Below are 7,162 nucleotides of genomic sequence, written 5' to 3'. Positions count from 1 at the left end.
CTCCAACGACGACGGCATCGGCGATCTGAAGGGCATCGTTCAGCGTCTGCCCTACATCGCTTCGCTCGGCGTCGATGCCATCTGGATCTCGCCCTTCTTCAAATCGCCGATGAAGGATTTCGGCTATGACGTCTCGGATTACTGCGATGTCGACCCGATGTTCGGCACGCTCGCCGATTTCGACGCGCTGGTGGCGGAGGCCCATCGCCTGGGCCTCAAGGTGATGATCGACGAGGTGCTGTCGCACACCGCCGACATCCACCCGTGGTTCAAGGAAAGCCGCTCCAGCCGCAGCAATCCAAAGGCTGACTGGTATGTGTGGGCCGACGCCAAGCCGGACGGCACGCCGCCCAACAACTGGCTGTCGATCTTCGGCGGCTCGGCCTGGCAGTGGGACACCAGCCGCCAGCAATATTACATGCATAATTTCCTGGCCGAGCAGCCCGACCTCAACTTCCACAATGGAGAAGTCCAGGACGCGCTGCTCGACATCACCCGCTTCTGGCTTGAGCGCGGGGTCGACGGCTTTCGGCTGGATACGATCAATTTCTACTTCCACAGCCAGGGGCTGGAGGACAATCCGGCGCTGCCGCCGGAACAGCGCAACGACCAGACCGCACCTGCGGTCAATCCCTACAACTACCAGGACCATATCTACGACAAGAGCCGGCCGGAGAATCTCGGCTTCCTCGAGCGCTTCCGCGCGCTTCTGGACGAATATCCGGCACAGGCCGCCGTCGGCGAGGTCGGTGACTCGCAGCGCGGCCTGGAAGTGGTCGCCGCCTACACCGCCGACGGCAAGCGCGTGCACATGTGCTATTCCTTCGACTTCCTGGCGCCGGAGAAGATCAGCGCGGCGAAAGTGCGCGCGGTGCTGGAGGCCTTCGGCCGGGTCGCCAGCGACGGCTGGTCGTGCTGGGCCTTCTCCAACCATGACGTGATGCGGGTCGCCTCGCGCTGGGCCGCCAACGAGACGGACCCGACCGCCTATCTGAAGGTGATCTCGGCGCTTCTGATGTCGCTGCGCGGCTCGGTATGCATCTACCAGGGCGAAGAACTCGGCCTTGGCGAAGCGGAGCTGAAGTTCGAGGACCTGCAGGACCCCTACGGCATCCGCTTCTGGCCGGAGTTCAAGGGCCGCGACGGCTGCCGCACGCCGATGGTGTGGGAGGCCGCGGCCAAGAATGGCGGCTTCTCGACCGCCAAGCCCTGGCTGCCGGTGCCGGGCAGGCACCTGTCGCAGGCCGTCAACGTGCAGCAGGGCGATGCAAGCTCGCTGCTCGAGCATTACCGCCGCTTCCTCGCCTTCCGGCGCCAGCATCCGGCGCTGGGCAAGGGCGATATCGACTTCATCGAAAGCGATGGCGATACCGTCGCCTTCACGCGCCGCGAGGGCAATGAGCGGATCGTCTGCGCCTTCAACCTCGGCAGCAAGCCCGCCGAGGTCAATCTCGGCCAAGGCTCGCTGAAGCCCTTGCCCGGACATGGCTTTTCGGGACAGACTGGCAGCGGGCCGGTCCGCCTCGGCGGATACGGCGCCTGGTTCGGGCGCATCGACTGAACTTGCAGATAGAGATCAACGGAAGGAGAGAACCATGGCCGATGTCACGCTCAACCAGGTGAGGAAATCATACGGCAACCTCAATATTCTCCACGGCATCGACCTAGACATCAAATCGGGCGAGTTCATCGTCTTCGTCGGACCGTCGGGATGCGGCAAGTCGACCTTGCTGCGGTCGATCGCCGGTCTCGAGGAGATCACCGGGGGCGAACTGAAGATCGACGGCGAGGTGGTGAACGACGTGCCGCCGTCGAAGCGCGGCATCGCCATGGTGTTCCAGTCCTATGCGCTTTATCCGCATATGACCGTCTACGACAACATGGCCTTCTCGATGAAGATCGGCAAGGAAAGCAAGGCGGAGATCGACAAGCGGGTGCGACAGGCGGCGGAGATCCTGCAGCTCACCAAATATCTCGATCGCCTGCCCAAGGCGATGTCGGGCGGCCAGCGCCAGCGCGTCGCGATCGGCCGCGCCATCGTGCGCAACCCAAAAGTGTTCCTGTTCGACGAGCCGCTTTCGAACCTCGACGCAGCGCTTCGCGTCGCCACCCGCATCGAGATTGCCAAGCTCAAGGAATCGATGCCGAACACCACCATGATCTACGTCACCCACGACCAGGTCGAGGCGATGACGCTGGCGGACCGCATCGTGGTGCTGAAGGACGGCGTCGTCGAGCAGGTCGGCACGCCGATGGAACTCTACAAGCGTCCGGGCAATCTGTTCGTCGCCCAGTTCATCGGCTCGCCGGCGATGAACATATTGCCGGCAAAGATCGAGAAGGCCGGCAATCCGACCGTGGTCAGCCATGTCGGCGACCGCAAGGCGACGGTGCCGATCGCGACGCCTGCTTCGGCGAATGGCGCGGCGGTCAGCTTCGGCGTGCGGCCGGAGGATCTCGCGATCGCCACCGGTTCCGATTACCTCTTCGAGGGCAAGGTCGACTATATCGAGCAACTCGGCGAGGTTCAGCTCGTCTATATCGATATCGGCCGCGCAGACCTGCCGCTGGTCGCCAAGCTGCCGGGCAATGTCGAGGTCAAGCGCGGTGAGACGCTGCGGCTCAACGCAAGCGCCAGCGATCTGCATATTTTCGACGCCGACGGCCATTCCTTCACGCTGCATCGCGAAGAGGCGAAGGCAGCCTGAGCGCAGAGCCGCTGCGGCAAAGAGAAGCGGCGGGCCCTGGCCCGCCGCTCCTGTTTTCAAATCACGGTCGGCTGTTAACGATTGCCGAAGTGGTCGCGGTCGCTGCCCTGCTGCGGAGCCGACTTCTGCGCGTCGCGGGACGAATTCAGCAGCTTGTAGACAGGCGAGTCGGTGCCGATCGACGAGGTGCGGGTCGTATCCACGGCGGGAGCCGGCTGGTTGACTCCGCTGTTGCCGTGATTGTCGCTGCCCGCAAAAGCAGCCGAGGAAACGGCCATGAGAGCCGCGGTGGCAAGAATGATCTTTTTCATCTCAGTACTCCTGAATTTCCTGATCCGACCGAGGCGACGGGCAAACCCGTCGCCGTTCGAAGTCGGCTGTTAGTTGTTACCGAAAAGGTTGCGGTCGGCGCCCGTGGTGACAGGCTTCTGTTCAGCCGGTTCGGACTTGCGGACCGAGGCTGTGTAAGAAGAGTCGACCGTGGCGGCCGGCGGGTTGGCAGCCTGCGCGTTGTAATTGTCGCTACCGGCAAAGGCGCTGCCGGAAATTGCCAGAAGGGCGGCGGCAGTGAGAACAATCTTTTTCATTTTTGCTACTCCAGTATTTTTATTCAGTCCGTCTAGCGGCGTGTCTTGGGAATGAAATCGCGTCGTTCGGACAGCGCTCATTTGGGTGAGCCGACTGCGGGATTCCAATCACGAAGTTTTTTCGTCTGGACCATGAATCCGCCTCTTGAAGTTTTCATAAGCATGCCTACAACCATTTTTTTGCTAAGTTCAATCAATGACTTATGTGATTTATGCTGCTGGCTCACCAAGTGTGTCGGAGCGCCAACGTTCACAGCGTTCTGCACGCACCGTCAACAGAAACGAACCGTTCGGTTCGATTTTAGAATCTGCTAATAGTCACTTTTTGATACTGTTAACCATCAACGACGCTCCCGAACCTCGTCCGGGAGCACCCCTGGAAGCCGGTGGCATGGCGAGAAGGACGAGAATCGGCAACGTGAACACGCCGCCCATTGTCGCGCCGTATGGATGCGATGTCGTTTTCATGCCGACGGGAAACCGGCCGTCGTGGTTAGATCAGGCCATCTCAGGTGCCGCTTCGTCGCGACGAGGCGGAGAATTGGGAAGCCGGTCGAAATCCGGCGCTGCCCCCGCAACGGTGGTGGAGTGAGGTCGCAACGGGAGACCACTGGGCCATGGGCCTGGGAAGGTGTTGCGACCGCCCGCGAGGGCAACTCCAAAGCCCGGAAACCAGCCAGAGACATTTTGAACTCGACTGATCGCGGTGGGCGGTCAAGAGGCGGACGGCGCGTGCCCGGCCCTGCCGGTGGCGGTCGTTCTTCTCCATCACCACCAGTTCAGTCCTTGATGCGAGGACAGGACATGGATGCGCGCAACGACATGCTGAGGCTCCTGCAGAGCCGCAAGCAGGGCTACTCGCTTGAGCAGCCCTTCTACACCGATCCCGACTATTTCAAGCTCGATATGGAGCTGATCTGGCATCGTGACTGGTTGTTCATCGGCCATGATTGCGAGCTGCCGAAACCAGGCAGCTACATCACCGTTCAGATCGGCGATTATCCGGTGGTGCTGGTCCGCGACCAGAAGGGAAGGATCAACGCTTTCCACAACTCCTGCCGGCATCGCGGCAGCCGCCTGTGCAACACCGACAAGGGCACCGCCGCCAAGCTGGTCTGTCCCTACCATCAGTGGACTTACGAGCTCGACGGGCGGCTGCTGTTCGCGCGCCAGATGGCGGACGGCTTCGACAAGAGCCAGTTCGGACTGAAGCCCGTGGCCTGCGAGAGCGTCGGCGGCTACATCTTCATTTGCCTGGCAAAAGAGCCGGCCGACTTCGCGCCGATGCGCGCCATGATCGAACCCTATGTCCTGCCGCACCGGCTGAGCGAGGCGAAGGTCGCGTTCGAATCGACGATCGTCGAAAAGGGCAACTGGAAGCTCGTCTGGGAAAACAACCGCGAGTGCTATCATTGCGCCGGCAACCATCCGGAACTGTGCAAGACTTTTCCGGAAGCGCCGACGGTGACAGGTGTGCAAGGCGCCGACAGCGATCCGGAAATGCTTGCGCACTGGGCGAAATGCGAGGCGGCGGGTCTGCCGAGCCGGTTCCGGATCGATCCGGCCGGGCAATACCGCGCAACGCGCGCGCCGCTGCTGCGCGACGCCGTCAGCTACACGATGAGCGGCAGACGCGCCGTGACGAAAAACCTGTCCGCCAGCGTCGCCGCCTACCGCATCGGCACGTTGATGCACTACCATTACCCGACCACGTGGAACCACATCCTCATCGATCACGCCGTCACCTTCCGTGTGCTGCCGATCAGCGCCACCGAGACCGCGGTGACGACGAAATGGCTGGTCCACAAGGACGCGGTGGAAGGCGTCGACTACGATCTGGCAGAACTCACCCATGTCTGGACCGAGACCAACGATCAGGACCGCCGCATCGTCGAGGAAAACGCGCTCGGCATCCTGTCGCCGGCTTACGAGCCTGGTCCCTATTCCGAGTTGCATGAGGGCGGTGTCATCCAGTTCGTCGAGTGGTACGCCTCCTTCATCGGTCCGCGCCTTGCCGAAGGCGGTCGCCCGGCGTTGCGCAGCGTCGCCTGAAGGCTAAGGAGATGAACGCGATGACGGATCTCGGCCTCTATCGCCATCTCGACGAGATGGCGCCCTGGAACGACAGGCTGCAGGTGCTGGAAGTGATCGGCGTCAGCGACGAGGCGCCGCAGGTGAAGACGTTCACCTTCCGCTCCGACAATCAGACCTGGTTCCGCTACAAACCCGGGCAGTTCGTGACGCTGGAATTGCCGACGGCCGACGGGCCGCTGATGCGGACCTACACGCTGTCGTCCTCGCCGTCGCGGCCGTTCTCGATCGCGGTGACGGTGAAAGCGCAAGCCGACAGCGTCGGCACGCGCTGGATGTTCGACAATCTGAAGCCCGGCGTCCATGTGAAGGCCTACGGGCCGACCGGCGATTTCTCGCTGCACAGCCATCCAGCGGCCAAATATCTGTTCATTTCGGCCGGTTCCGGCGTCACGCCGATGATGTCGATGCTGCGCTGGCTGAACGACTGCGCGCCCTGGACCGATGTCGGTTTCGTCAATTGCGCGCGGCGGCCGGAAGAGATCATCTTCCGCAAGGAGCTCGAACTGCTCGGCAGCCGCATGCCCGGCCTGTCGCTCGACTTCATGATCGAGGAGCGGTCGAGCCGCGAGGGCTGGTTCGGCCATATGGGCCGCATCGACGCGATCCGGCTGCCGCTTCTGGCACCCGATTTCCGCGAGCGGGAAATCTTCTGCTGCGGGCCGGACCCCTTCATGCGCGCCGTGCGCCAGATGCTGGAGGCCGCCGGCTTCGACATGAGCCGCTACCATCAGGAGAGCTTCGCGGCGCCGGCCGTGGAAGAAGTCCCGGCGCCGTTCGCGATGCCGGCCGGCGACGAAGCCAAGCCGCTCGCCGAGGCGGTGACGCCGGTCCGCTTTTCGCTTTCAAACGTCGATGCGGAATGCGTCCCCGGACAGACCGTGCTGCAGACGGCGCGCGCTTCGGGCGTCAGGATCCCGGCGGCCTGCGAGTTCGGTCTCTGCGGCACCTGCAAGGTGAAAAAGGTCTCCGGCGAGGTTTCGATGAGCCACAATGGCGGCATTCTCGATCACGAGATCGATGACGGCTATATCCTGGCCTGCTGTTCGAGGCCGTTGTCGGCGCTGGACATCGAGGCCTGAAGGCTTGTCGGTCGAGGCAAGGGCCGTTGCGGGAACACCCTCGCCGGCCGCTGTCCTGCCGAACAGAAGTTCAGTGCCCGGAGGCGTCTCGTGGCGAAGGCTCGCCGAGCAATCGGCGCGCCGGATCAGGATGATTTTCCGTTGAATCGCCATCCTGATCCAGCTCTTTGTTGGAGCATGATCTCTTCCGAAAACCGGTTCCCACTTTCCGGGATCATGCTCTTTGTTGAAGCATGATCCCTCCCGAAAACCGGCACCCACTTTTCGGGATCATGATCTAAACCCCGTAGCGCTCGGTGCGGATGATCCCCGCCGGAACGCCGGCGCCGATCAAGGCGTCGGCGGCGGCCGAGACGAACGCATTCGAGCCGCAGACATAGGCGAGCCTTGGCGTCTTGGGCAGGCGCTCGACGGCCTGCGCCATCATGCGGGCGTCGACGCGCCGGGAATAATCGGAGGGCCGCCTCGCCGGTTCGCGGGTCAGCGTCAAAACCAGGTCGAATCCGTCGCGACGGTCGTCGAGGCCGATCAGCTCGTCGCGGAAGATTACCTCGTCCCAGACCCGCGCCGAAAACACCAGCGCGACGGGCACCGCCGTGTTGCGCAGCGTGCGATGACGCACCATCGCCATCAGCGGCACAACGCCCGAGCCGCCGCCGACCAGAAGGATCGGCCCGCCGTCGCTCTCCTCCCA

The 7,162-nt window shown here is 62.9% G+C and carries 7 protein-coding genes, 1 pseudogene and 1 riboswitch; of the genes and pseudogenes, 5 read left to right on the top strand and 3 right to left on the bottom strand.

Features of this window, described 5'->3' with window-relative positions; genetic code table 11:
• Nucleotides 1-1,561 (top strand): alpha-glucosidase (locus EOA24_RS21995; protein ID WP_127410058.1); only part of this gene is annotated, 1,561 nt, incomplete at its 5' end.
• 34 nt (nt 1,562-1,595) lie between these two features.
• A complete protein-coding gene (ugpC, locus tag EOA24_RS21990) occupies nt 1,596-2,708 on the top strand; it encodes a sn-glycerol-3-phosphate ABC transporter ATP-binding protein UgpC (RefSeq protein ID WP_126079924.1) in 1,113 nt (370 codons plus the stop codon).
• A gap of 74 nt (nt 2,709-2,782) precedes the next feature.
• Here the strand turns inward: ugpC and EOA24_RS21985 are convergent, their stop codons facing one another.
• Nucleotides 2,783-3,019, bottom strand: a complete 237-nt coding sequence (locus EOA24_RS21985; protein WP_126079925.1) for a DUF680 domain-containing protein — start codon at nt 3,017-3,019, stop codon at nt 2,783-2,785.
• A gap of 69 nt (nt 3,020-3,088) precedes the next feature.
• Nucleotides 3,089-3,295: a DUF680 domain-containing protein gene (locus EOA24_RS21980; RefSeq protein WP_042637362.1), complete on the bottom strand. Its 207-nt coding sequence runs from the start codon at nt 3,293-3,295 to the stop codon at nt 3,089-3,091.
• A gap of 493 nt (nt 3,296-3,788) precedes the next feature.
• A riboswitch (cobalamin riboswitch) is annotated at nt 3,789-3,991 on the top strand.
• 108 nt (nt 3,992-4,099) lie between these two features.
• On the opposite strand from EOA24_RS21980, the gene EOA24_RS21975 reads away from it, so the two are divergent.
• The 3 genes from EOA24_RS21975 (at nt 4,100) to EOA24_RS41760 (ending at nt 6,705) form a co-directional block, all read left to right on the top strand.
• A complete protein-coding gene (locus EOA24_RS21975; RefSeq protein WP_126079926.1) occupies nt 4,100-5,347 on the top strand; it encodes an aromatic ring-hydroxylating dioxygenase subunit alpha in 1,248 nt (415 codons plus the stop codon).
• Between the two features lie 20 nt (nt 5,348-5,367).
• Nucleotides 5,368-6,468 (top strand): hybrid-cluster NAD(P)-dependent oxidoreductase, encoded by a 1,101-nt coding sequence (locus tag EOA24_RS21970; RefSeq protein ID WP_127410059.1) that lies wholly within the window; start codon nt 5,368-5,370, stop codon nt 6,466-6,468.
• 90 nt (nt 6,469-6,558) lie between these two features.
• The gene (locus tag EOA24_RS41760; protein WP_189342010.1) at nt 6,559-6,705 is read left to right on the top strand and encodes a hypothetical protein; all 147 of its coding nucleotides are present in this window, start codon (nt 6,559-6,561) and stop codon (nt 6,703-6,705) included.
• A 40-nt stretch (nt 6,706-6,745) separates the two neighbouring features.
• On the opposite strand, the pseudogene EOA24_RS21965 reads toward EOA24_RS41760, so the two are convergent.
• Nucleotides 6,746-7,162 (bottom strand): annotated as a pseudogene (locus EOA24_RS21965) (oxidoreductase); the annotation flags it as partial.

The sequence above is a fragment of the Mesorhizobium sp. M2A.F.Ca.ET.039.01.1.1 genome, assembly GCF_003998035.1.
Classification (GTDB): Bacteria; Pseudomonadota; Alphaproteobacteria; order Rhizobiales; family Rhizobiaceae; genus Mesorhizobium.
The sequence above is the reverse complement of the archived record's forward strand: the minus strand, read 5'-3'. Positions and strand labels throughout refer to the sequence as shown.